At 39.9% G+C, this 23,630-nt stretch carries 17 protein-coding genes and 2 pseudogenes; 10 read left to right on the forward strand and 9 right to left on the reverse strand.

The window, feature by feature from the left end:
* Positions 1-6 precede the first annotated feature (6 nt).
* Positions 7-666 carry an amino acid ABC transporter permease gene (locus MK409_RS04830; protein ID WP_268705512.1) on the forward strand — a complete coding sequence of 220 codons (660 nt, stop codon included), beginning with the start codon at positions 7-9 and terminating at the stop codon, positions 664-666.
* 129 nt (positions 667-795) lie between these two features.
* Complete coding sequence (locus tag MK409_RS04835) at positions 796-1,578, forward strand: DUF4037 domain-containing protein (RefSeq protein WP_268705513.1); 783 nt, start codon at positions 796-798, stop codon at positions 1,576-1,578.
* Between the two features lie 139 nt (positions 1,579-1,717).
* Here the strand turns inward: MK409_RS04835 and MK409_RS04840 are convergent, their stop codons facing one another.
* From MK409_RS04840 to MK409_RS04850, 3 genes are all read right to left on the reverse strand, one after another.
* Positions 1,718-2,155, reverse strand: coding sequence for an Rrf2 family transcriptional regulator (locus tag MK409_RS04840; protein WP_268705514.1), 438 nt, complete (start codon positions 2,153-2,155; stop codon positions 1,718-1,720).
* Between the two features lie 143 nt (positions 2,156-2,298).
* Complete coding sequence (locus MK409_RS04845) at positions 2,299-3,240, reverse strand: hypothetical protein (RefSeq protein ID WP_268705515.1); 942 nt, start codon at positions 3,238-3,240, stop codon at positions 2,299-2,301.
* Positions 3,241-3,401: 161 nt separating this feature from the next.
* Positions 3,402-4,253 carry a metallophosphoesterase family protein gene (locus tag MK409_RS04850; RefSeq protein WP_268705516.1) on the reverse strand — a complete coding sequence of 284 codons (852 nt, stop codon included), beginning with the start codon at positions 4,251-4,253 and terminating at the stop codon, positions 3,402-3,404.
* A 208-nt stretch (positions 4,254-4,461) separates the two neighbouring features.
* Between MK409_RS04850 and MK409_RS04855 the strand changes: the two genes are divergently transcribed.
* The 3 genes from MK409_RS04855 (at position 4,462) to thrS (ending at position 7,674) form a co-directional block, all read left to right on the forward strand.
* Positions 4,462-4,836: a hypothetical protein gene (locus MK409_RS04855; RefSeq protein ID WP_049490304.1), complete on the forward strand. Its 375-nt coding sequence runs from the start codon at positions 4,462-4,464 to the stop codon at positions 4,834-4,836.
* A 257-nt stretch (positions 4,837-5,093) separates the two neighbouring features.
* On the forward strand, positions 5,094-5,720 hold the full coding sequence (locus tag MK409_RS04865) for an AAA family ATPase (protein WP_268705517.1): 627 nt from the start codon (positions 5,094-5,096) through the stop codon (positions 5,718-5,720).
* Between the two features lie 10 nt (positions 5,721-5,730).
* Positions 5,731-7,674, forward strand: a complete 1,944-nt coding sequence (thrS, locus tag MK409_RS04870) for a threonine--tRNA ligase (RefSeq protein WP_000591036.1) — start codon at positions 5,731-5,733, stop codon at positions 7,672-7,674.
* Between the two features lie 359 nt (positions 7,675-8,033).
* Here thrS and MK409_RS04875 read toward each other — a convergent pair whose 3' ends face one another.
* The 5 genes and pseudogenes from MK409_RS04875 to MK409_RS04890 all read right to left on the reverse strand — a co-directional run bounded on the left by MK409_RS04875 (position 8,034) and on the right by MK409_RS04890 (position 11,467).
* Positions 8,034-9,083, reverse strand: coding sequence for a DUF389 domain-containing protein (locus tag MK409_RS04875; RefSeq protein ID WP_268705518.1), 1,050 nt, complete (start codon positions 9,081-9,083; stop codon positions 8,034-8,036).
* Between the two features lie 277 nt (positions 9,084-9,360).
* Positions 9,361-9,662 (reverse strand): annotated as a pseudogene (locus MK409_RS04880) (DUF898 family protein).
* Positions 9,663-9,717: 55 nt separating this feature from the next.
* Positions 9,718-9,816, reverse strand: a pseudogene (locus MK409_RS09005) (peptide ABC transporter); the annotation flags it as partial.
* Positions 9,817-9,822: 6 nt separating this feature from the next.
* The gene (locus tag MK409_RS04885) at positions 9,823-10,797 is read right to left on the reverse strand and encodes a sensor histidine kinase (RefSeq protein WP_268705519.1); all 975 of its coding nucleotides are present in this window, start codon (positions 10,795-10,797) and stop codon (positions 9,823-9,825) included.
* A complete protein-coding gene (locus MK409_RS04890; protein ID WP_268705520.1) occupies positions 10,790-11,467 on the reverse strand; it encodes a response regulator transcription factor in 678 nt (225 codons plus the stop codon). Before MK409_RS04890 ends, MK409_RS04885 begins: the two co-directional genes overlap by 8 nt.
* A 320-nt stretch (positions 11,468-11,787) precedes the next feature.
* On the opposite strand from MK409_RS04890, the gene MK409_RS04895 reads away from it, so the two are divergent.
* From MK409_RS04895 to MK409_RS04905, 3 genes are all read left to right on the forward strand, one after another.
* The gene (locus MK409_RS04895) at positions 11,788-12,357 is read left to right on the forward strand and encodes a TetR/AcrR family transcriptional regulator (RefSeq protein WP_268705626.1); all 570 of its coding nucleotides are present in this window, start codon (positions 11,788-11,790) and stop codon (positions 12,355-12,357) included.
* A gap of 85 nt (positions 12,358-12,442) precedes the next feature.
* Entirely contained in the window at positions 12,443-13,219 is a 777-nt protein-coding gene (locus tag MK409_RS04900) for a ferredoxin reductase (RefSeq protein WP_268705521.1), read from the forward strand.
* A gap of 111 nt (positions 13,220-13,330) precedes the next feature.
* Positions 13,331-14,407, forward strand: coding sequence for a DUF2974 domain-containing protein (locus MK409_RS04905; protein ID WP_001273844.1), 1,077 nt, complete (start codon positions 13,331-13,333; stop codon positions 14,405-14,407).
* A gap of 81 nt (positions 14,408-14,488) precedes the next feature.
* Here the strand turns inward: MK409_RS04905 and MK409_RS04910 are convergent, their stop codons facing one another.
* Complete coding sequence (locus MK409_RS04910; RefSeq protein WP_268705522.1) at positions 14,489-21,046, reverse strand: YSIRK-type signal peptide-containing protein; 6,558 nt, start codon at positions 21,044-21,046, stop codon at positions 14,489-14,491.
* 555 nt (positions 21,047-21,601) lie between these two features.
* Here MK409_RS04910 and MK409_RS04915 point away from each other — a divergent pair.
* Together MK409_RS04915 and MK409_RS04920 are read left to right on the forward strand one after the other, a co-directional pair.
* Positions 21,602-22,795, forward strand: a complete 1,194-nt coding sequence (locus MK409_RS04915) for a ferric reductase-like transmembrane domain-containing protein (RefSeq protein ID WP_004239874.1) — start codon at positions 21,602-21,604, stop codon at positions 22,793-22,795.
* A 101-nt stretch (positions 22,796-22,896) separates the two neighbouring features.
* Positions 22,897-23,526, forward strand: coding sequence for an MBL fold metallo-hydrolase (locus MK409_RS04920; RefSeq protein WP_000690834.1), 630 nt, complete (start codon positions 22,897-22,899; stop codon positions 23,524-23,526).
* Positions 23,527-23,630 lie beyond the last annotated feature (104 nt).

The raw sequence follows: 23,630 nt of genomic DNA on the forward strand, positions 1-23,630 counted from the left end.
GTTACTATGGAATCTATTTTAGAAGTTTTGACCCCAGATAACCTAGTCTTTATCTTTAAAGGATTCGGCTTGACCCTCTACATTTCTCTGATTGCCATTGTCCTATCGACCCTGATCGGGACAGTACTTGCGGTTATGCGAAATGGAAAAAATCCGGTCTTGCGAATCATCTCCAGCATTTATATCGAATTTGTGCGCAATGTTCCCAACCTTCTCTGGATTTTCACCATCTTTTTGGTTTTCAAGATGAAGTCGACGCCAGCTGGCATTACGGCCTTTACCCTCTTTACCTCAGCAGCCTTGGCTGAGATTATCCGAGGTGGCCTCAATGCCGTAGACAAGGGACAATACGAAGCAGGAATGTCGCAAGGATTTACCTCTGCGCAAATCCTCTACCATATCATTCTTCCACAAGCGATCCGTAAAATGTTACCAGCCATCATTTCTCAGTTTGTGACCGTGATTAAGGATACCAGCCTTCTCTACTCTGTTATCGCCCTACAAGAACTCTTTGGCGCTAGCCAAATTCTCATGGGACGTTATTTCGAACCTGAGCAGGTCTTCAGTCTTTATATCCTGATTGCCCTCATATACTTCAGCTTTAACCTAGCAATTTCAAGCCTGTCCCGCATGCTAGCCAAACGCTGGCAACCAGCAGCAGAATAAAAAAGAAATGTGAACTCAAAACAAGGGTTCACATTTTTTGCTATAAATGAAAAAGAGCAACTCTATGCTATGCAAACGTTTTACTTTTTGGTAAAATGACTTTAAAACCATAATGTAAGGAGAAAAACAATGATCCAAGAACTTTACAAAGAATTCTCTCAACTGGAACAAGTAGAAGCTATCGCTCTTGGTGGTTCACGTGCAGGACAAGACTATGATCAAAATTCTGATTATGATGTCTATATCTATCTCAACTCACCTATTGATGAGGCGACTCGCCTAAAAATTTTGACTAAGTACTGCTCTTATATGGAGATTGGAAACCAGTTTTGGGAATTAGAGGATGACTGTATACTAAACAACGGTATCCAAATCGAGTTGATTTATCGTTCGCTGGAGTCGTTTGAACAAGAACTAAACTCAACTGTTTTTCAGCATCAAGCCCAAAACTCTTATACAACCTGTATGTGGCACAATCTACTCCACAGTAAAATCCTATACGATCCGAATGGGCGCTATACTTCTCTCCAAAAAGCCTACCAGATTCCTTACCCACAGGAACTCAAAAAGCATATCATTGAAAGGCAACTCCTTTTATTAGAACAATCCATGCCTGCCTTCTCTCACCAAATAGAAAAAGCTATCAAACGCCAAGATCTTCTCAGTATGAATCACCGCTCAAGTGAATTTTTTGCTTCCTACTTTGACTTGTTGTTTGCACTCAATGAGCAAACCCATCCTGGTGAAAAACGAATGCTTGACTATGCTAAGACCAATTGCGCTCTCCTACCTAAGCAATTTGAAGGAACTATTCGCGACTATTTCCTACTACTCTACCAACCGCAACAAGGAAAGCAAGCGGTCCTAACCTTACAAACCATCTTAAAACAACTAAAGGACATTTTGCCATAAGTAAAAAATGAAGTGTGAACCTAAAACCAAGGCTCACATTTTTTTTACTTAACTGTAAAGCATCTAGTACACTTGAACACAATTCTTCTTGCCCAACTTCATAAAAAATCGGCAATGAAAAAAGAGGACTCTAGCCCTCTTACTTAATCATTTTATCCTGAGTCTCAGCTACAACCTGAGCCAGACTCGTCTGACGAAGTTGGTTTTCCATCGCTAGTTGGATATCCAGCAATTTTTGATCCAAGACTTCATGAATATTTGCTCCTACTGGACAGTTAGGGTTGGGATTGTCATGAAAACTAAAGAGTTTACCAGATTTTCCTAAACATTCAACAGCCTGATAAATATCAAAAAGGCTGATATCTTGGAAGTCTTTGATAATCTCAGTACCGCCCGTCCCACGCGCAACTGATATCAGTTCAGCTTTTTTGAGTTGGGACAAGGTTTTTCTGATAATGACTGGATTGACCCCAACACTGGCTGCGAGAAAATCACTAGTTACCTTACTCTCTTGACTCTTGATGGCAATGATGATCAACATATGAGTCGCAATCGTAAATCGACTTGAAATTTGCATCTTCTTCTCCTTTCGCATCCTATCTGATACCCATTATACCCTTTTGTGTTGTAATGTCAATTATTACCACAAAAAAGTATCCTCTAAAAAAGTCTTGTAATCCCAGTGACTTATATGTCAGCGATAATACGAAGACTTCTCTTTTATCCAATTTTACGAGCAGTTCCCTTTGTTTTGTGTCTTGACCAGACTGAACTGATAGAAATCCCCGCACCGACCAAGGTAAAAATAGCCAATTTAGCCAGATTAAAGAAATAGTTATCGGGGAAGTCACCACTAAAGATTAGTTCATTGACCACTCGGAAAGCATAGGCAAACTCAACCCCAAGTATGGAAACGACTTCCATCGCCAAATCGATTTGGTTCACTAAAAAGACGGTAATCACCATCAACACAGCTGAAATCACAATCCCCTTTCGAGATAACTTTTTACCAAGAATTTCATATCCTTTAATGGTACAAATCCCCAGAACAATTCCTGCCACTACAGCTACATAGCCTAGCCGTGCAATAAAAAGAGCAACCGCCCCACCAATCAAGGCTCCAAGTAAGGCTCCAATGGTTCCAAGAAGAACATTTTCCTTCTGACTGTGATAAGAATCCACCTCAATTTGAAGATTGCTCTTCAAAAATTGATAGCTTTCTTCATTGATAATGAAAACCGACTCTCCTAATTGATAAAGACTAACTGGCCCCTCTTGACCACTGTAGCCACATACTTGAACGAAGTGATGGGATTCAAGGAAATCTACAAAGTCTCTTATAAGTGTCTGTAACTTTTCAATTGTCTTTGATTTGCGCATCGCACCTTTGACAACGATAGATACAGTGTACTGATTAATAGATAAGGTTGACAAGTTTGGAAGTGATTCGCTCTTAAAGTCATCCCACACCAACTCGTTTTCTTCTGAATCCGCAGGATTGCCATTCAAGCTCACACTGACACTAAGTCGAAACTGATTTTTTACATCTGCTTCATGTAGCAATAGCAGGTAGCCTGATTGCACGCCATAAATGCTTCCAGACTCCTCATCAAACTGTAGGCCTAATCCCGACGCAATTACCTGTAATTCTTCTGGCTTCATAAATAATCTCCCTATTATTTTGAACATCAATTAGTATGATGTTCAAATTATATATTTTTCCACATTCTAGCATAAATTTTATAAGTAGTCAATTCGTTTCCTTTTTGACTTCCCAAGAAACAGCTGTCATCAGACTATCCTATTTCTAGTCAAAACTCCTTTTAAAACCAATCCTTCTTTTCTCTTTCCATCCAAAGTTCAACATCTTGATCATAACCTTCTTGCTCGCTAATCTTCCCCAACAATTCATGGTTATGAGTGTGGTGAATTCCATTTACCAAGCTTTCATAGTAAACCTGAAAATAAGGAAGCTTTAAATCCTTAGCCAGTTGCAATTCTGCTTCTACATCATAATCCACTCGACGAAAATCAACATCAGACAAACCAGATTCATCAAACTCTAAGATCATATACTGAGCCCGCAAGTCCTTACGCAACTTCGCATCTAAAAAGAAGGGTTGCCCAATCGAACCCGGATTAAGAATCAACTGTCCGTCACTTCCGTAACGAAGAAACTGTTGGTGGATATGGCCATACACTGCGATAGAAGCATATGGCTCCGTCACCAATCTATCAAAATCTTCTTGTTTTCCCGTATGAATCAACTCTCTACCCCAGTTTTTATCAGGGAGATGGTGAGTGATTCCTACCATCAAATCACCAAACTGACGATGAACTTGCATGGGTTGATTATTGAGGTCTTCGATTTCTTCAGGGCTGACCTCCTCTAAGATGTACTGACTTTGACGCAGGAGATAACGATGACTCGCTATTGTAGGATCTAACTTGCGATGCAGGCCTCGCCAGAGACTATTCTCCCAATTTCCCAGAACTCTTACTGTAATAGGCAAACTTGCTAAAAGATCCAAGATCCTTCTACGTCCTGTTCCTGGCATCAGAATATCCCCTAAAAGCCAGTATTGGTCTACCTCTGCAGCTTTAGCATCAGCCAGCACAGCTTCCAGGGCTGTCGTATTCCCATGTATGTCTGAAAGAACTGCTATTTTGGTCATTCTTTCTCCTCATTTCCTCTTACTTCTTTTGTTAGTATTATAGCAGAAAACACTCAAAAAGAGCACTATCACTACTCACTGGATTAACTTGTAAAGGCTTCCAAGACGTGCTATAATATAAGCAGAGAGTTCCCCTTCATTTAGGATTATGTGGTCTTCAACATCTCTCAAATATCTCTCAATTTTTGCAGATTGGAGGATTATTGCCATGCGGAATTATCTTAAGTATATCCCATACTACCTTGTCACTTTCTTTTTTTACTGGCCACTCTATGAGCTCCTCTCTCTACTCATCTCTGATCCATATACACTGAAGGGACTATACATTTATAACATCATCCTCTTTTCACCTCTGGTAACCTTTATCGTATCGCTACTTTATAGCTATCGATTTCATTTCTCACTTTGGTGGCTACTCGGTATTGGTCTGCTCTATTGCTTTACCATCATCACCTTTGGCGAATTCATCCTACTTTACTTCCTAGCCTATGAACTCTTTGCCCTACTTGGGTTGGCTGCTGGTGTGGGGATCAAGCATCTCTTCCAGAGAGCGAAAAACAAAAAAATTATACAAAAGCCTTGAAAAATCTCGCAATCATGCTATAATAATGCATAGAGACAAGTCACTTAGCCCCTTTCTACTAGAGAGTGCGTGGTTGCTGGAAACGCATAGAAAGCCTAAACTGATACTACTCTACTGACTTTTATGAAAACATAAAACGGTGGCTACGTTAAAGCCAATCAGAGGTGTCAACAGTTTTTGTTGTGCATAAATGAAGGTGGAACCACGTTGCGACGTCCTTTTAGGATGTCGTTTTTATTTTGTCAGAAGGAGGAAGAATGATGCTTTATATGATTGGCGGATCGCCTTGTAGTGGAAAGTCAACAATTGCCTCACTTCTTGCTAGACAGTATCAACTACTTCATATCAAACTGGATGATTTGGTAGAAGAGATGATGAGTCAAGCAAGTGCAGACTCACAGCCAATTTGCCTTCTTAGGCAGGATAGAAATCCAGAACAAATCTGGATGAGAAATCCAGAAGAGATGGCAGATGAAGAATGGCGCTTTTATGAAGAGATTTTTCCTTATGTAAAATCTTACTTGATAAAAAATCAAAACAGACCTCTCTTGGTGGAGGGAGCAGGACTTTTGCCTCACTTGGTAAAGAAGCTTGAATGTCCAGCGTCTTCCTATCTATGCTTGACTCCGACAGCTGATTTTCAAAAAAAGCATTATATACAGAGAGAATGGATTCCTTATGTCTTAGAGGGTACAACCAACCCTGAGCAAGCTTTTGAAAACTGGATGCAACGAGACATTCTTTTCGCTCAAATGGTTCGTAAGGAAGCGGTGAGATTAGGCTATCCTAGCCTCATAACAGATGGCAGTCAATCAGAGAATCAGACTACGGAAGAAGTTGCTCAGCTCTTAAAATTGTCCAACAAAAATAGAATAAATATTTAAGGAGAAAACCATGATTAAGATTACTTTCCCAGATGGCGCTGTTCGTGAATTCGAATCTGGCGTTACTACTTTTGAAATTGCCCAATCTATCAGCAATTCCCTAGCTAAAAAAGCCTTGGCTGGTAAATTCAACGGCAAACTCATCGATACGACTCGTGCTATCACTGAGGACGGAAGCATCGAAATTGTGACACCTGACCACGAAGATGCCCTTCCAATCTTGCGCCACTCTGCTGCCCACTTGTTTGCCCAAGCAGCTCGTCGCCTTTTCCCAGACATTCACTTGGGAGTCGGTCCTGCTATCGAAGATGGCTTCTACTACGATACCGACAATACTGCTGGTCAAATCTCTAACGAAGACCTGCCTCGTATCGAAGAAGAAATGCAAAAAATCGTCAAAGAAAACTTCCCATCTATCCGTGAGGAAGTATCGAAAGATGAGGCACGTGAAATCTTCAAAAACGACCCTTACAAATTGGAATTAATCGAAGAACACTCTGAAGATGAGGGTGGTTTGACTATCTACCGTCAGGGTGAATACGTGGACCTCTGCCGTGGCCCGCACGTTCCTTCAACAGGCCGCATCCAAATCTTCCACCTTCTCCATGTAGCTGGTGCTTACTGGCGTGGAAATAGCGACAATGCTATGATGCAACGGATCTATGGTACAGCCTGGTTCGACAAGAAAGACTTGAAGAACTACCTTCAAATGCGTGAAGAAGCCAAAGAACGTGACCACCGTAAACTTGGTAAAGAGCTTGACCTCTTCATGATTTCACAAGAAGTCGGACAAGGTTTGCCATTCTGGTTGCCAAACGGTGCGACGATCCGTCGTGAATTGGAACGCTACATCGTCGACAAAGAGTTAGCTTCTGGCTACCAACACGTTTACACTCCACCACTTGCTTCTGTAGAGCTTTACAAGACTTCTGGTCACTGGGATCACTACCAAGAAGACATGTTCCCAACCATGGATATGGGTGACGGCGAAGAATTTGTCCTTCGTCCAATGAACTGCCCTCACCACATCCAAGTCTTCAAACACCATGTTCACTCCTACCGTGAGTTGCCAATCCGTATCGCTGAAATCGGTATGATGCACCGTTATGAAAAATCTGGTGCCCTCACTGGTCTTCAACGTGTGCGTGAAATGTCTCTCAACGACGGGCACCTCTTTGTTACTCCAGAACAAATCCAAGAAGAATTCCAACGTGCCCTTCAGTTGATTATCGATGTTTATGAAGACTTCAACTTGACTGAATACCGCTTCCGTCTCTCTCTTCGTGACCCTCAAGATACTCACAAGTACTTTGACAACGATGAGATGTGGGAAAATGCCCAAACCATGCTTCGTGCAGCCCTTGATGAAATGGGCGTTGACTACTTTGAAGCTGAAGGTGAAGCAGCCTTCTACGGACCAAAATTGGATATCCAAGTTAAGACAGCTCTCGGAAAAGAAGAAACCCTTTCGACTATCCAGCTTGACTTCTTGCTCCCAGAACGCTTCGACCTCAAATACATCGGAGCTGATGGTGAAGAACACCGTCCTGTTATGATCCACCGTGGGGTTATCTCCACTATGGAACGCTTCACAGCTATCTTGATTGAAAACTACAAGGGGGCCTTCCCAACATGGCTTGCACCACACCAAGTAACCCTCATCCCAGTATCAAACGAAAAACACGTGGACTACGCATGGGAAGTAGCTAAGAAACTCCGTGACCGTGGTGTCCGTGCTGATGTGGATGAACGTAATGAAAAAATGCAATTCAAGATTCGCGCTTCACAAACCAGCAAGATCCCTTACCAATTGATCGTTGGTGATAAGGAAATGGAAGACGGAACCGTCAACGTTCGTCGCTATGGCCAAAAAGAAACACAAACTGTCTCAGTTGATGACTTTGTTCAAGCTATCCTTGCTGATATCGCCAACAAATCTCGTGTTGAGAAATAAAACGTTTAACCTGGGATAAGAATTCCAGCTACCTAAAAAAGAGGTTGGGACAAAAGATCCCGACCTCACTTTTTATTAGCAATTAAACTTTGACGCGGTAGCTGATTGAACTTTTTGTTCGTCTTTTAGACTCCAAAAAGCTCCTAATCATCCTCGCGGGGCTGGGACTACGAAATCGAGACTTTGTCTATCGATTTCTGTCCCACCGCCTTTTTATATTTTGTTTTACCTGAGCTAGTAGTGATTGGTTAAACCATAACAAATGGCATCCTCATAAACAATCCTTTCTATCCACTAACTGCTGGATATAGGATATCCTACCAAAATTTGCTTCCATGAGTTAGATAAGGTCAATATCCTCAATCCTTATCTGCTTCATTTTCTTTTACGAGATCTTTTTGTGAATCCTTTTCAGAGAGTTTTTGATCGATATACTTGTTAATGGTTTCATAAAATTCCTTGGTCGTATCACTGTCTAATTTTGTCGAATTATGGACTTGATTGACTTTCAATTCAACAGATTGAATACCGTAAGAGGCTTGTTTTTGATGGAGCGTTTCTAATTCTTCGTCTGAAATCGGATCTCCAACGACCGTTAAGACCAATTCATTATCCCTTGACTTGTAGACTTGATTAATGACCGTATGGTTGGCGAACTCTTTTCCTACAAACTGTTTAATCCCTTCTTTTCGCGCTTGATCCATCGTCAGAGTCACTGCTGAGTAGCTGGCTGGAAGAACCAATAATACAATCAAGGATGTCAAGCCAATTTTCATTTTAATGTTTAACTCTTTAAATGAACTTAAGGGAGATTTTCTCATCAAAATTCTTGTTCCGACAATATTGGCTAGCATGATAAAAACACAGTTGATTAAGAAAAGATAGAGAGCCCCAAATAAAAATCGTACATTTCCATTAGCTAAACCATAACCCGCAGTACAGATAGGTGGCATCAGAGCTGTTGCAATGGCTACTCCTGGTACGATATTGTTTGCTTCTTTTTTCCTTGACCCAATTACACCTGCTATCCCACCAGCAATAGCAATGAGAACATCCCAAATGGTTGGAGAGGTTCGTGCAATCAGTTCGCTACTTGCATAAGATAAGGGAGAAATCCAGAAATACAGAGTCGAGACAAGCAAACTGACCAATACTTGAGTAAATAAAACCTCTAGAGATTGTTTGATTAAACGCGTATCAAAAATAGCTAAACCAAATCCCAGTCCAACAATCGGTGTCATAAGAGGGGAAATCAGCATGGCTCCAATAATGACAGCTGTTGAATTCATATTTAGACCTATAGAGGCAATAAAAATCGCACACATCAAAATCACTATATCTCTTAATCGAACATGAAGATCATCATATAATTTCTCACGGTATTCACGTGTTGAATAATTTCTGGTCATTGGTTACTCCTTTTATTTCATATAATCTTGTTTCTGCTTGGATGATGGTAGAGAGACTTCTGTTCAATCTTACATATTTTAATTCTCACCTGTTATGTTTTTGAAAATTATCCTTTAAGCATCCGTCAGTCTATCCTTAATATTATATCAAAAATTTTACAGTCTTTCTCTGAAGAAATCTATCAATTGAACAGAAAGAGAAAGGAGGAAATTTTTGTTTCCTTATACGAAAAAGAAAAAAACGGTATCTCCTCTGAAAGAAGATGCCGTTTAATGATTAAACATGATTGGTTTGTTCGACAATCCATTGCTCCATTTTGATTTGCAACCAGAAGCTATAGATTCCAAACGTGATGATGGTTAGAAGAAATCCCTTGATCCAGTTGCCGAACAGTTGTGCTCCAGTCCCGTCAAAGTATAGACGTTGCCCATCCACTACCTTGTGTTTGGTTTTCAATTTTGCATCATGCAAACCTCCCAAGGTGTTGCGTTCCCCAAGGTAAGCCCGAAAATTATGGCTACTAAAATAGAGTATCCAATATAATCTAGGATTCCTCCGTCAAAATAACTTTCTTTCATTTTTGCCTCTTTTATTTTTTGACTATATTCTAGTCGTTTCCTAGTGTAACATTTTTTACATCTGGACAATCTTACGGTAACTTCTAGACGTTATCATGAAAATAGAGATATAGACTAGAACAAAAATTCCACAGATGGATAAGGTTATCATCAACTATGCTTACTCAATCATCAGATTCCTATTGGAAAATTTGATGCGAACGGTTGTTCCTATCCCAACCTCAGACTCGATACGAATCCGGTGGCCCAGTTCTTCAGAAATTTTCTTAGATAGATAGAGGCCAAGTCCAGATGACTGCTGGGTTAGACGGCCATTGTAACCTGAAAAGCCGCGTTCAAAGACTCGGAGAACATCGCTGTTTTTTATCCCGATTCCCGTATCCTTGATACAAAGCTCTTGATCCTCCATATAGATTTCCAAACCACCTTGCTTGGTGTATTTGAGGCTGTTTGAGAGGATCTGTTCAATGACGACCAACAACCACTTCTTATCGGTCACGATAATTTTGTCAAGGTCATGGAGATTGACCGTCAGTCCCTTTTGGATAAAGAAAAGTGCGTACTTACGAACCATATCCTTGATCAAGTCCTCCACTTGAACCTGTTCAAAGACCAAATCATCGTGAAAACTCTCTAAACGTAAGTACTGCAAAACCAGATTGGTATAGGAGTCAATCTTGAAAATTTCCTGTTCCAGCTGCTGCTTAACCTCACGATCAGAGACTTCTGCTACTAAAAGGCGACTAGCCGCAATGGGCGTCTTGATCTGGTGAACCCACAAGGTGTAGTAATCAAGTAAATCCGTCAGCTTGCTCTGCGCTTCAGACTTTTTTTGGTACAATTCGGACTCAAGCTCTTCGAGTTTTTCTGCTAGGGCACATTCCAGAGGAGACTTGGGGTCTCTCTCAGCATAGAGTACTTCCTGCCGGTAAACCTGAACTTCTGCAAACATATCCCAAGCCAAAAATAAGAAGGTCAAAAAACTACTGAGCAGAAAGAAATAAAGAAAATAAGTTCCTAGACTAGCAAATAAAAACTGAAAGAGAAGGACGAGAAAGCCTAATGAAATAATATAGACAAAGATGCGACTGCGAGAACGCAGGTAGGCTAGAAAAAATGATTTCCAATCAAGCATGTTTCAGTCCGTATCCTATCCCTTTCTTGGTTTCAATAAAGCCTACTAAGCCTTGTTCCTCAAGCTTTTTGCGCAAACGAGCCACATTAACAGACAAGGTATTGTCGTCGATGAAAAAGTCGCTGTTCCAGAGTTCCCGCATCAGGTCATCACGGGCTACGATATTACCCGCATGTTCAAACAAAACACGCAAAATTTGAAATTCATTCTTGGTTAAGCTCAGGACTTTCCTCTGATAGTGCAGGTCCATAGACTTGGTATTGAGGATCACACCCGCATACTCCAGCAGACTTTCATCTCGCCCAAATTCATAGGAACGGCGCAACAAGCCCTGAACCTTGGCAAGTAGCACCTGCTGGTCAAAAGGCTTGGTCACAAAATCGTCTGCTCCCATGTTGATAGCCATGACAATATCCATAGCCTGGTCTCTTGAAGACAGAAACATAATAGGAACTTTGGAAATCTTGCGAATCTCCTGGCACCAGTGATAGCCATTAAAAAGAGGCAAGCCGATATCCATGAGAACCAGATGAGGCTCAGACTGAACAAATAAGCTCAGCACTTCCATAAAGTCTTCTACCAAAACGACTTGAAATCCCCACTCAGAGAGCAGTTTTCCCAATTGTTGTCGAATAACTTGGTCATCTTCTACTAGTAAAATCTTGTGCATGCGCTCCTCCTTTGCTCTTGTTCAAACTATCAAAAACCTTAATAAAAAATCTATGAATTAGTAACTCAATTATTTGGCTATTTATCTTTCAAATCCAGATTCGGAAACGAAAGCTAAATAGAGAATAATCCCATTGATATCATACCTTATTTTTAACTATAGTTCCAGCCTTATCCTATATTTTCTTTTTTGTGCTCATTTAGTTAGCGTTTCTTTAACTTATTTAATAGATTTAGCCTTCTTATTGACAAGCTGGCAATGATTTGTTAGAATATGAATGAACAAATCAATCTATTCATTCATAAAGCAAAGGAGTTTAAATCATATTGGACAAAAAACAAGCTCTAAAAACAGCGGCTTATGACGTTTTTTCGAAAAAAGGTTACAAGGCGACAGGAATTTCAGAAATTGCTAGACAAGCTGATATGGCAGTAGGCTCTTTTTATAACTATTACGAGAGTAAAGAAGCCATTTTTCTAGACATCTATATAGTTGAAAACAACCGTGTTCGCCAAGCTATGATTGAAGAACTGGATTGGGAAATTGATATGATTGATCTTATTAGTCAACTCTTTGCTCAGTCCAGAGCACTCGTTTCTTCCAATAAAATCCTTGCAGAATGGTACAATCCTGCCATAGCCGATGAGTTGCATAGCTACTATTCCTCAGAAGAAGGCAAAGTCACAAATCCATTTCATCAGTTTCTAGTAAAAACTTTTACAAATCGTATGCAGGATGAAGGGTACTCGCCAGAAAAGATTCAAGATATTTTACAGGTTTATAATCTGTTTTACTATATGGATATGCATATCACGGAAAAAGATTTTCCAGACATTGGCAAAACTGTCGAAATACTTGCAACCAACTTCATTAAAGGAGTTCTAAAATAAAGAATGGATTTCTTTATTTTTTGAAAAGATATGAATGAATTATTTTTTAGTTCATTCATAAAATTAAGAACAGGAGTCATAAAAAATGAAAAGAGGTAAAAAAATGTTTATTATCATTCTATCAACACTTGGAGCGCTATGTATTATAACTTGGGGTACCATCGCTTATCTTGGACGAAGCCAGGCATTATCGATAAAATCCATCGAAAACCCCAGCGGAGATCTATATTTAATTCATATCACAAAACCGAGTCATCAAATCTGGAAAGCTGGGGCTTATGCTAAGTTTACACTCCCTGATACCTCGTCTACTGCTAAAAAATATGAAGCTAAGGGAGAGCAAACCAGTCGATGGCTAACCATTGCCTCCACACCTGATGAAGATGAAATTCTCATTTTGACTCATAATAGTGGTAGCAACTTTAAGAACACCTTGACACATTTACCAGCTGGCAGTGAGATTGAGATGAGTTGGCTGGATTCCTCTTTGACTGTTAAAGATACGAATAAGCCACTAGTTTTCTTTGCATCTGATGTTGGTATTTCTGCTCTACGCCCCCTTATCAAAGAATGGTCTGGTAAATGTCCGATTATTCTCAACCATTTTGACAAAGGAGTTACTATTTTCGATAATGAGATGAAGGAACTGGCTCAAAAAACATCGAATTTTACTTATAAAACTAGCGATGAACTTTCTCAAAGTCAAGCATTTTTAAAACATGCTATTGATGAATACGGCAATCAAGCCAGCTATCTCATCACAGGTCAGCCTGATGATGTAAATGAGATGAAGAAGTTTTTAAAGGAAAATGGGATTGATAGCAAAAACATACAAGTAAGCTCGTTTAGAGGTTTGAAATAGGAGCAATCTATCTTCTATGTATTTCAATTAAACCCTACTAGGTCATTCGAACAAGCCTACTAGCCAATTCTATGTAAATGTGGTAGGATAAACATAGAGAAAGGAGCTTTTATGGCCAATATTTTTGACTACTTGAATGATGTAGCATACGATTCCTTTTATGACCTCCCCGTGAATGAGTTAGATGTTCTTGCCTTGACCGAATTAACCTACCTTGCTTTTGATGGTGTAGTCACCCAAAAAAACCAGCGCCTCATAGATCTTGCACCCCAAATTCCTAGAGACACGACGATGTTGACCAATAAGAACCGCCTCCAGTTGTTGGATCAACTCTCTCAACACAAACGGTTTAAAAATTGCAAGCTATCAAATTTTATCAATGATATTGATCCTGAATTGCAAAAACAGTTTGCGGCTATGACTTATCGTATCAGTCTCGATACTTTTTTGCTTGTTTTTCGTGGAACGGATGATAGTATCATCGGTTGGAAAGAAGATTTCCATATGACCTATATGAAAGAAATCCCAGCTCAAAAACACGCCCTCCAGTATTTACAGGATTTTTTTGCTCAACATCCTAACCAAAAAGTTGTCATAGCAGGACACTCAAAAGGGGGCAATCTAGCTGTCTATGCTGCTAGTCAACTCGATCCACTTTTACAAAAAAACATTGTCGCTGTCTATACTTTTGATGCGCCTGGACTTCACAAGGAACTAACCGAAACAGCTGGCTATCAAAACATGATGGAAAGAACGAAAGTGTTTGTCCCACAAGGTTCTATCATCGGAATGATGCTAGAAATCCCTGATAAGAAAATCGTTGTTCGAAGCACTGCCTTGGGTGGTCTTGCCCAGCATGACACCTTTAGTTGGCAGGTTGAAGACAAACACTTTGTCCAACTAGACGAGACCAATAGTGACAGCCAGCAAGTCGATACAACCTTTAAGGAATGGGTTGAGACGGTCCCTGATACGGAACTGCAGCTCTACTTTGACCTCTTTTTTGGAATCATTCTCGATGCAGGCATCTCTTCTATCAACGACCTCTCTTCCTTCAAGGTCATTGAACACGTTCACCATCTCTTTGTCCAAGCTCAATCCCTCACTCCCGAAGAAAGAGAAACCATGGGGCGCCTAACCCAACTCTTGATTGACACTCGATACCAAGCTTGGAAAAATCGAGAATAGACAAAAACCAACTAATCATTAGATTAGTTGGTTTTTTGTTTAAGAAACTAAAGGAAACTACTTAGAATCTAGAGTATAGAATTAGTCTTCTTTTTTCTTACGAGACACAAGTCCAAATCCGCTCATCAAACCTAGTACTCCTAGAGCCGCCAAAGCTGCATGATCTTCCGTACCAGTATTAGGTAATTCTTTGGTTGCTTTAGTAGTTGGAGATTGCTCAGTCGGTTTTTGTTGAGGGGCAGTAACAACTTTTTCGTAGACATGTTCTGTGTCACCGTTTGGAAGTTTCTTGGTCTCTACGAAGCGGTAACCTGGAATATCCTTCTTAGGTTGTTCACCATCTTCGCTTGGATAACCTGGAATTTCATTGCCTTCCTTATCCTTATGACTTGTCTTCACTTTTTCGTAGACATGTTCTGTGTCGCCGTTTGGAAGTTTCTTAGTCTCTACGAAGCGGTAACCTGGAATATCCTTCTTAGGTTGTTCACCGTCTTCGGTTGAATAGCCTGGAATTTCATTGCCTTCCTTATCCTTATGACTTGTCTTCACTTTTTCGTAGACATGTTCTGTGTCGCCGTTTGGAAGCTTCTTAGTCTCTACGAAGCGGTAACCTGGAATATCCTTCTTAGGTTGTTCTCCATCTTCGGTTGGATAACCTGGAATTTCATTGCCTTCCTTATCCTTATGACTAGTCTTAACCTTCTCATAAACGTGTTCTGTATCGCCGTTTGGAAGTTTCTTAGTCTCTACGAAGCGGTAACCTGGAATATCCTTCTTAGGTTGTTCACCATCTTCGCTTGGATAACCTGGAATTTCATTCCCTTCCTTATCCTTATGACTAGTCTTAACCTTCTCATAAACGTGTTCTGTGTCCCCGTTTGGAAGTTTCTTAGTCTCTACGAAGCGGTAGCCTGGAATATCTTTCTTCGGTTGTTCACCGTCTTCGCTTGGATATCCTGGAATTTCATTCCCTTCCTTATCCTTATGACTAGTCTTAACCTTCTCATAAACGTGTTCTGTGTCGCCGTTTGGAAGTTTCTTGGTCTCTACGAAGCGGTAACCTGGAATGTCTTTCTTAGGTTGTTCACCGTCTTCGCTTGGATATCCTGGAATTTCATTCCCTTCCTTATCCTTATGACTAGTCTTAACCTTCTCATAAACGTGCTCTGTATCGCCGTTTGGAAGTTTCTTAGTCTCTACGAAACGGTAACCTGGAATATCTTTCTTAGGTTGTTCACCGTCTTCGGTTGGATATCCTGGAATTTCATTCCCTTCCTTATCCTTATGACTCGTCTTAACCTTCTCATAAACGTGCTCTGTGTCGCCGTTTGGAAGTTTCTTAGTCTCTACGAAGCGGTAACCTGGAATATCTTTCTTAGGTTGTTCACCGTCTTCGCTTGGATAACCTGGAATTTCATTGCCTTCCTTATCCTTATGACTAGTCTTAACCTTCTCATAAACGTGTTCTGTGTCGCCGTTTGGAAGCTTCTTAGTCTCTACGAAGCGGTAACCTGGGATATCCTTCTTAGGTTGTTCTCCATCTTCGCTTGGATAACCTGGAATTTCATTCCCTTCCTTATCCTTATGACTAGTCTTAACCTTCTCATAAACGTGTTCTGTGTCGCCGTTTGGAAGCTTCTTAGTCTCTACGAAGCGGTAACCTGGAATATCTTTCTTAGGTTGTTCACCGTCTTCGCTTGGATATCCTGGAATTTCATTCCCTTCCTTATCCTTGTGACTGGTCTTAACCTTCTCATAAACGTGCTCTGTGTCACCGTTTGGAAGTTTCTTGGTCTCTACGAAGCGGTAACCTGGGATATCTTTCTTAGGTTGTTCACCGTCTTCGCTTGGATAACCTGGAATTTCATTGCCTTCCTTATCCTTATGACTGGTCTTAACCTTCTCATAAACGTGCTCTGTGTCACCGTTTGGAAGTTTCTTGGTCTCTACGAAGCGGTAACCTGGGATATCTTTCTTAGGTTGTTCTCCATCTTCGCTTGGATAACCTGGAATTTCATTGCCTTCCTTATCCTTGTGACTGGTCTTAACCTTCTCATAAACGTGCTCTGTGTCACCGTTTGGAAGTTTCTTAGTCTCTACGAAGCGGTAACCTGGAATGTCTTTCTTCGGTTGTTCACCGTCTTCGGTTGGATATCCTGGAATTTCATTGCCTTCCTTATCCTTATGACTGGTCTTAACCTTCTCATAAACGTGCTCTGTGTCACCGTTTGGAAGTTTCTTAGTCTCTACGAAGCGGTAACCTGGAATATCTTTCTTCGGTTGTTCACCGTCTTCGGTTGGGTGGCCTGGAATTTCGTTCCCTTCCTTATCCTTGTGACTGGTCTTCACTTTTTCGTAGACATGTTCTGTGTCGCCGTTTGGAAGTTTCTTAGTCTCTACGAAGCGGTAACCTGGAATATCTTTCTTAGGTTGTTCGCCGTCTTCGGTTGGGTGGCCTGGAATTTCATTCCCTTCCTTATCCTTATGACTAGTCTTAACCTTCTCATAAACGTGTTCTGTGTCGCCGTTTGGAAGTTTCTTAGTCTCTACGAAGCGGTAACCTGGAATATCTTTCTTAGGTTGTTCACCGTCTTCGGTTGGATAACCTGGAATTTCATTCCCTTCCTTATCCTTGTGACTAGTCTTCACTTTTTCGTAGACATGTTCTGTGTCACCGTTTGGAAGTTTCTTAGTCTCTACGAAGCGGTAACCTGGAATATCTTTCTTAGGTTGTTCACCGTCTTCGGTTGGAATTAATGTATTCCCCTCAGTATCTACAAATGAAGTAATTGGACGTACAGTTGGTGTGTATTTTGCAGTTATTTCTGTTCCGTTCTTATCAACTCGTTTGACTGTAACTCCTGAAGCCTTCCCAACAAAGTCTTTTTCTGGTGTGAAAGTTACCACACCATTTTCATCAATGGTATAAGTTCCTTCTCCCGGAACAACTTTCTTAGTTGTGCCATCATCAAAGGTTGGTTTAACATTTTCATCAATTTCAACAGTCTTCTCCACACCGTTTACTTCAACTTTACCACCAGTAAAAGTTGGTGTACCGTTTTGTGTTTGTCCTTTAGGTCCTTCAGACTCATCATCTGTAGAAGTTGGTTTAACAGGTATTACAGTTGGAGTATACGTTGCTGTAGCAGTTGCTGTAATATCCGTATAATTAGCATCTTTTCCTAATTTTGCAGTAAGTGAAACTGTGACAGGTGTAGCTGTACCGGTAAATGTCTTCAATGGAACAAAAGTTACTTCACCTGTTTCATTATTAATTGAGTAGGTACCCTGACCATCAATTGTTAGAGTATCAACAAATCCACCTGTTTTTGGATCTACTAACTTAGCAGGCGAAGAAGCACTTGGTTTTACTGGTGATCCATCTCCAACAGATGTAAAGGTTGGAGTTTCTTTTTGAGTAGCACCTTGAATATCAGTCGAAGTCACATTATGTCCTTCAATCGTATCAGTTACTGTAATATGGTAGGTTGTTGTAGCGGTTGATGAATCAACTCCATGATCAACTCCCGACTCAGTTCCACTGATTGTTGCTTCAGTAGTATAATTTCCATTACTATCAATAACATCAATCTTAACAGTATATACTCCTACTTCATTTAAGCTATATCCACTAGCAATATTATAGTTATTTGCATCTTGTTTGGTATCAAATACTTTTTGAACTCCTGAAGGCGATGTTACTGTGATTCTAGTGATATAGGTAGTTTTTCCATATTTAGTATCTTCAGAGTCTGAGATGCTTACTGCAGCTTTTGCTTCATTACGAAGGTCAACAGCTGTACCTTTTGTTGAAGTATAATCTTGTGAAGTTGCTGTTGGTTTTGTATTTACTACAGTTGCCACATCAGTATTTGTTGCAATCGTCCCTCTAATAATACCACCAAATCCTGACTTAGTATGAACTTCCCAAGAGTCATTTTCAAGCTTAGTAGCAGTCACTTCAGTTCCATCAGATGACGCCCAGGTATTTGAATGTTTATCGTAAGTGACAGTTACTGACATTCCATCTCCTACCTGATTAGTATTCTTAGAAACATAAATCGTTTCTGGACGAGTTGGCGTTTCTACACTTGTCACTTTCCCAGTGCTATCAAGCTGTCGAATGTACTCATAGATATAAAATTTCATACCACCGTCTTGCTGAGCTTCTGTGTACACTTGACGTTTAGTCCATCTTGTCGTACCATCACCATTCAGTGTTTTACTTTCAGCATAGTCGCCAGGTAACTCCCAGTGTCCGGTAGCCTTATTAAAAGTAGCAGTATGTTTTTGCCCATCTGTTCCATTTAATTCAACTTGTTCACGTAAGAAAGTTCCCTTAACATTTTCAGCAGATGCTTCTACTCTAATATTGTCCACACCAACTTTGGCAGTCGCCTCTGATGTCACAGGAATATTAAAGACTGTATCGGAATCTACAATACCTAATTCTTGATTTTCAGAAACAGCTGTGTTGGTTGAACCACTGTCTACGAGCCATTTGCCATTAACTGCTTTTAGATTGGTTACAGTACCATCCGGCATTGTTACCTTAGCACTTGATGCACCTTTAGAAATTTTAACTGGTACAACTGTTGAGTAAGTTTCAACGTTTTGAACCTCAATCTTTGGTTTCACGACTAATGTTACAGTAGCATGCGCTTCTTGTCCAGATTGGTTCCAAACATTATTATTAGCCAACTTATCATAATCTTTTGCAAATACGGAGACTGTGTAAATTCCTGCTTCAGTTAATTTTCCAGAAATGATTCCTTTCCCCATATTCGTTTGATCAGCAGCTTGCTCTTCAGAAGTACTATTAGCAACACTATATTTAGTTCCTGGAATTAATACTTTAGAATCATCTAATTGTTCACTAATAGTGTTATATCCTGAAATTCCTGTCACTGCTCTAGAGAATCTTTGAGGTACTCTTACAACTTTGCCTTCAACCGTCGTATAGTTATAAGTTCCTCGACTATTGGCTGGTGTTGCACTTGCACCTGACTCATCATAGAATTGAATATTTACATTAGCATCGTCACCAACAATACGATCATAACGCTCAGAATCTGATTTTATTTTAGGAGGCGTACTATCTTGCCACCCGACCCAGCCAGCACGAAGATTCTGAATTTGGAAAGTTACCGTTCGACCATCTGTATTGGTCGCAGTAATATTAAATCGTAAATCATAAACTCCATTTTCAATATCCGCTATAACTTTTCCTTGAATTGTGTCTGTTTCTGAATCGTATGTCAATCCCGGCACAAGGTTAGTTGGTGTTACAGAAGTTAAACTCCAACCAGCTTGCTTGGCTTTTTCTGTAACTGCAATACGATCTTTCAAACCTTTAATATAAACTCTGTCAACTCCTTGTTCATACCCATAGCCATAAATTTCTGTAGCTAGGTATTCATAACCACCGTTAGCAGAGTAAATCGATGTTGCAGCGTTTAAAATTCTTGACCCATCCGCACGGAGTTTATTTCTCCAAAGTGGTGCTTCTTCAGCTAACTTTTTAGCAGCATCAGGGGTTAATGGATAGTCTACACGTCCTTTGTTGTTATGACCAGTTTTTCCACCTTGTTCTGTATGCATCCCATTTCCAGCATTTGTATCATTACCAACCCGCTGATTAGAATAGACTTCAATCTCTAGACCTGTAGCATCAGTACCCGTAATTAATTTAATTTCTTGTACTGGAATTGTATAGGTATCTTTACCAGTATGATTTGCAGCGTTTGTTTCCGATGCATGAGTTGTGTTAGAACCCTCTTCGGCATAGAAATCTTGAGCAGCCAAAGCGACTCCAAAGTTTCCATCTTTTCCGATTCCTGCTTTTTTTAGCTCATTATATACTGCAAGAATTGACTCGTTCAAACGTGACAATTGTTCATTGCCTTGTTTAGCTGTAACGCTATCCGTAGCTAACACTTTTTTAGCTTCCGCAATAACTTCCTTATTATTAGCTATCGCCGCCTCAATTGCCGCTTTGTTTTCAGCCTCAAGCTTATTTTTCCGGACTGCTTCAGTTGCTAAAACATTGGTTACCTCAGCTTCAGAGGTAACTTGTTCTAAAACTTTTTTACCTTCTTGGACTGGTTCGACAGTTTCTTTTATTTCTTCTACTTTTTCTGCTTTTTCTGTAGATTCCGTTATTTTCCCAACTTCGACAGACTCAGCAAATACCGTAATTAAATCCTTAATCTTAGCAAGTTCAGTATCCACTTCCTCTTGCTCAACTATCTCTTTTGAGATGACAGATTTCGCAGAATCTAATTGTTCTTTAGCAGATGTTAGTACCAAGTCATCTATATTCTTTGCTGTTTTTACTTTCTCTTCAAGTTCTGTAATTTTTTTAACTAAATCCGTTTTATCAACCGTCTTAAGGACAACTTCTTTTTCTTTTTTTATCGAAGTTTCTGGTTTTTCTGTTTCCGTAGAAGATTCCGCATTCAATGTCGATGTTGAAACAAGCGTAGTATCTGCTCCTTGAAGTTCCATCGCTGATACTGCTCCATTGCCTAAAAACATCAAACCTGCTGAAATTGCTACTGATGCCGCTCCAAAACTATACTTTCGAATCCCATATCGAATGTATTTCTCCGTTCTAAAACCCTGTTGCTTACTCTTCATAAGAAAAACAACCTCCCTATTTTTATTATATCGATATTGAAATATAGAAAAAAAACGAAATTTCTTCCCTACTCAAAAGATGGTCTTTAAATTTCATTATTCTAAAAGGATTATATCCTCGTATTCAATATGCATATTCATACTAACACTTTTTTATATCTTTTTCAACATTTTTAATAAATTTATTTGAGAAAAATACAAAAATAATTTAACATCAAATACTTTAAAATGCCAACATTCACATAGGTTTACATCATGTAAATTTCAGATATTATTTATCTTATAATTAAATAAAATACACTTTTATGTATTAATTTGTTTTTTAGGGTTTTGTAGAAGTTGAATTTTTCCCACCCTTATATTGTTATAACAAAAAAATTTCTATAAGAAGTACACAAATCAAACAGTATATTTCTTAACCGTTATTTATAGATTATCATGAAAATTTGACTTAGAGGCCGAAACTCTAAACCTTGACTACAGATTCATTTTTTGTTAAAATGTAACAAATTTTATTACATCTATCATAAGATAATCCGTGAAAGGACTTCAACTATGAAATCATTAAAAGGTATTTTATTTATCGGGCTTAGTATGTTTCTGACTATCCTAGCTTGGCTCAGTTCAGGTGTTAGTCAGTTTCTAATCCCTGGTTTAGCTCTCACTACTCTTTCACTTACTTTTATACTAGCTAGCCGTTTACCCCTGCTTGAAGCTTGGTTTAACGGACTTGAAAAGATGTATCTAGCTCATAAATTCACCGCTTTTCTATCCATTCTCCTACTAACCCTACACAACTTTAGCATGGGCGGTCTCTGGGGTTCGCATTTGGCCGCCCAGTTTGGAAATATCGCTATCTATATCTTTATCAGCATCGTTCTGGTTGCCTATCTGGGACAATACATCCAGTATGAAGCATGGAGATGGATTCATCGATTGGTTTATCTAGCTTATATCTTTGGCCTCTTTCATGTTTTGATGATCATGGGAAATCGCCTTCTCTCCTTTAGTTTCCTAGGTCTTATCTTTGGAATCTATGCTATTTTAGGCTTGCTTGCAGGTTTTTATATTATTTTCCTTTATCAAAAGATCGGTTTCACCTATCTTGGAAAAATCGTAGGAATCAAACGCCTCAATCACGACACGACTGAAATTGAAATAGAACTCAGTCATCCTTTCACTTACGAATATGGACAATTTGCCTTTCTAAAAATTTTCCAAAAAGGTTTTGAGACTGCTCCACACCCTTTCTCCATCTCAGGAGGACAAGGACGAACTCTTTATTTTACGATAAAAAACTCTGGTGACCACACCAAGAATATCTATGACAATCTTCAAGTTGGTAGCAAGGTTGCGGTTGATCGCGCCTATGGGCATATGACTATGGAACATGGTCCAAAGCAGCAAATCTGGATTGCAGGTGGAATTGGAATGACACCTTTCATCTCTTATATCCGGGAGCATCCTATCCTAGACAAGAGCGTCCGCTTCTACTATAGTTTCCGTGGAGAGGAAAATGCTGTCTACCTAGATCTACTTCGAGACTACGCCCGTCAAAATGCTAACTTTGACCTGCAGCTGGTCGATAGCAATGAAAAAGGATACCTGACTTTGGATCAAGAAGAAATCCCTGACCAAACTACAGTCTATATGTGTGGACCTCTTCCTATGATGAAGGCCCTTGCCAAGCAAATCAAGAAAAAGAATCCCAAAGCAAAACTCATTTACGAAGGTTTCAAGTTTAAATAAGATCATTGTCCCTCTAACACAAAAGAGGGACTTTCTTTTCACTTTATTTCCCTCTTCTGTGCTATACTTAGTTTAGTACATTCTTTGAGATTGGAGCCAGTATGAAAATCCATAAAACCGTGAATCCCGTTGCTTATGAAAACACTTATTATCTAGAAGGGGACCAACACCTGATTGTGGTTGACCCAGGTAGCCATTGGGAAGCTATTCGCAAGACCATCGAGAAAATCAACAAACCAGTCTGTGCGATTCTCCTGACCCACACCCACTACGACCATATTATGAGTCTGGACTTGGTTAGAGATACTTTTGGAAATCCCCCCGTTTATGTAGCAGAAAGTGAAGCCAGCTGGCTTTACACTCCAGTCGACAATCTCTCTGGCCTACCTCGTCATGATGATATGGCTGATGTCGTCTGCAAACCAGCTGAACACACCTATGTCTTTCATGAGGAATACCAGATCGAAGAGTTTCGTTTTACGGTATTGCCAACACCTGGCCATTCTATCGGAGGTGTTTCTCTGGTTTTTCCTGATGCCCATCTAGTCTTAACCGGAGATGTTCTATTCCGCGAAACCATCGGACGGACAGACCTTCCTACAGGTAGCATGGAACAACTTCTCCATAGTGTCCAGACTCAACTCTTCACTCTTCCTAACTACGATGTCTATCCTGGGCACGGCCCGGCTACGACCATCGCTCACGAAAAGACCTTTAATCCCTTTTTCTAGCAAACAAAAAACCAAGGATAATTTCCTCGGTTTTTTTGTAGCTTCTATTTTTATGTTAATATTTTCTCAGAAGAATCAATATTGACTAGAAAAATAATTCAAAA

The organism is Streptococcus oralis (assembly GCF_026782375.1).
GTDB classification, from domain to species: domain Bacteria; phylum Bacillota; class Bacilli; order Lactobacillales; family Streptococcaceae; genus Streptococcus; species Streptococcus oralis_CL.